The organism is Kaistella haifensis DSM 19056, from assembly GCF_000735695.2.
GTDB classification, from domain to species: Bacteria; Bacteroidota; Bacteroidia; order Flavobacteriales; family Weeksellaceae; genus Kaistella; species Kaistella haifensis.
On the sequence record NZ_JASZ02000063.1, the window covers coordinates 1 to 2,797 of the forward strand.

Sequence of the window (2,797 nt, forward strand, 5' to 3'; positions counted from 1 at the left end):
GGTTAATAAAAACAAAGTTACTAAAACGGCGAATGGGAAAAGCTACCGGAGGTTTAGTTCAACAGTGTATTGGCAAAAGACGGGGTGAATATTGTCTTTGAGCATTCAGTTAACAATATCCGCAAAAATGCTTTTCATATTTCTTTTTTTAGTAATTTTAGAAATCTGAAAAAGCATTTTGCTCAGGTTCGATTTTCCTTTGAAATTGTCGTCAAAGTAGCCCGTCCTTCGCAAATAATTTTTCCGTTGTGCGACAGTTAACGAAAACCGAACGTAATAAAATGAAAATTAAAATATTAGTATTATTTATTGTATCAATACAATTAGCTTTTTCTCAATCGAAAACCGAATATTTAAAAAATAATCGTTTTGATTTATTAAACTCAAATTTTGAATTTCCTCAAAGTAATTTCAAAATAATTGGTTTCGGTGCATATCACGGAAGTCAAGAAACAGAAAAAGCAGAAAATATTTTACTTGAAAATCTAATTAATAAAAATAAAGTAAAATATTACTTACCTGAAACCGATTTAGGAATTGCTTATTATTTTAATCAATATTTAAAATCTGGTGACACAATTCTATTAAAAGACTTAGTAAGACATTATGGTGTAAGAGTGCCACAAGAAAAAAGTATTGAAACTTACAATAAATGGAAGGGCATAAAAAAAATAAATGATAATCAACCAAAAAACAATAAAATCCAAGTGGTTGGAATTGATATAATCGTAACGTATAAATACACTTCTAAACTCTTAATAGAATTGCTGAAAATTGAAAAAGGAAAATATAAATCTTACGACAATTTGTATGAAATGGTAAAAATTGACACTACTGATTTCTCCCCATATTATGATAGTTATTCTAAAAACATTTTAAAAAACTTTATAGTTGATTATGAAAATGATAAAACATATTTTAATTCTATCGCAAATAATAAAATTATCACAGATAACTTAATTGAAAACATAAAGTTAACCCTAAAAAAGCAAGATAGAGAAAAAACAATTTTTGATAATTATTTATTTTTAAGTCAATTATACGATTTCAAATCAAATCCTCAATTTGTAAGAATGGGCTTTTTCCACATAGAAAAGGACAGAGAAAGTAATTATCCATCATTTTTCACAAGGTTAATAGAAAACAATATTTATAAAAAAGAAGAAATAGTTTCAATCGCAGGATTTTTAACTAAAAGTAGGGTGCTCTGGGATTTAAAATATGACGCAAATAAAAAATATATTGGCTACACAACTGAAGGTGGTTATGGTATTGGTGATTATTGGAAAGAATATTTTAAAGGAATAAATAAACTTAAAAACAACAGATTATCAAATTTAACTCTTTATCATTTGAATAATGAAAATTCACCTTATAAAAAAAATCAAACTGATTTAATGGAAATAAAATTATTTCTTAAAAAGTCAAACAAAAACGATTTGAAAGGTAAAACAACGACTGATTATTTTGATTTTGCAATATTAATAAGTAATTCACAAGCAAATAAACCAATAGAAGAATTAGATAAATAAATAACCGATCGCACAACAGCAGTTTGGCAAAATGGCGGGTTCAGTGCTAAATTCAAGTTCAGTTCTTCGGTTGAACTTTTGTGCAAAACTGAACATTTGTGCCTCGATTTCCGCCACTTCGCCAAGCTGCAAAACGTTAGCTGACATTCCCCTACTCGAAAACGGAGTTGTTTTTAGCCGCTAACGAAGAAATTTTCACTATTTTGAATAATCAAATGGTCAAAAATTAAAACCTATAACTATTTGATTATCAATGAATTAATTTAACGTTAGTCAGAATGCTACCAAAAATACGTCAAAACCTATGAAATTTATTTTACCATTTTTTTTCTGTTTAGTTTTTTCTTTTAGTTTTTCACAAAAATTTCTAATTGAGAAAATTCCTTTTGAATTAACGGACTATAATAATATCAAAGTAAAAACTGTCCTTAACAAAAAAGACACTATTTTTTTGACATTTGACACAGGTTCAATAGACTTCTATTTGACAAAGGAAGCGATAAAAAAGTATCTAAACCCAAAAGGCTTAAAATTGACAATGAATGACATTAGTGATAATTCATTTTCGATAGAGAAACTACAATGGAGCAACCAACAAGTCTACCCTATTGAAACAACAGGACAAGGAACGGATGGTATGTTTGGATGGAATATGTTTCAAAATAAAATTATTGAAATTGATTATGAGAAAAAATTATTGCAAGTCTATTCAAAACTTCCAAAAATATCAAGAAAATATCAAAAATTTGAAATGAATGTTATGGATGAACATTTTTCAATTAATTTGGATTTGGAAGAGAAAGGTCAGAAATACAACAGCCAATTTCTTTTTGATACAGGCTTTCAAAAAGCATTAATGTTAGATAATGATTTGTTGACAAAGGCAAAATTTCCAGTAAATGAATTAGAAGTTATCAAAACAACTATTTTGCATAATTCAAATAATGATGAAATACCTTTGAAAACTGTAAAAATCAAAAACCTAAAATTGGGAAAAATTTTGCTGAAAAATGTTCCTGCTGAATTGAATACCTATAATAAACCCGCAGGTTACGAAACTAATTTTCTAGGAAGTGATGTCCTTAAAAGATTTAATATCATTTTAGATTTTCAGAAAAAAATTGTGTATTTAAAACCAAATAAATACTTTAAAGAAAAATATTTTGACGATAAAAAGAAATCATAAAAAGCACTGCAAGTAATAACTAAGCTTTCGTCTTGTCCGCAGGACAGAAGATGAAAGCCCGTTGAACGGAAGCTCCGGT

The 2,797-nt window shown here is 27.6% G+C and carries 3 protein-coding genes; 2 read left to right on the forward strand and 1 reads right to left on the reverse strand.

All coding sequences use genetic code 11. The features are described from left to right. Positions 1-281: 281 nt before the first annotated feature. Positions 282-1,532, forward strand: coding sequence for a TraB/GumN family protein (locus tag AP75_RS13670; protein ID WP_088264986.1), 1,251 nt, complete (start codon positions 282-284; stop codon positions 1,530-1,532). Here AP75_RS13670 and AP75_RS14415 read toward each other — a convergent pair. Further along, positions 1,521-1,679: a hypothetical protein gene (locus AP75_RS14415; RefSeq protein ID WP_158212091.1), complete on the reverse strand. Its 159-nt coding sequence runs from the start codon at positions 1,677-1,679 to the stop codon at positions 1,521-1,523. The genes AP75_RS13670 and AP75_RS14415 overlap by 12 nt on opposite strands. A gap of 157 nt (positions 1,680-1,836) precedes the next feature. Between AP75_RS14415 and AP75_RS13675 the strand changes: the two genes are divergently transcribed. Beyond that, positions 1,837-2,718, forward strand: coding sequence for a pepsin/retropepsin-like aspartic protease family protein (locus AP75_RS13675; protein WP_088264987.1), 882 nt, complete (start codon positions 1,837-1,839; stop codon positions 2,716-2,718). Positions 2,719-2,797 lie beyond the last annotated feature (79 nt).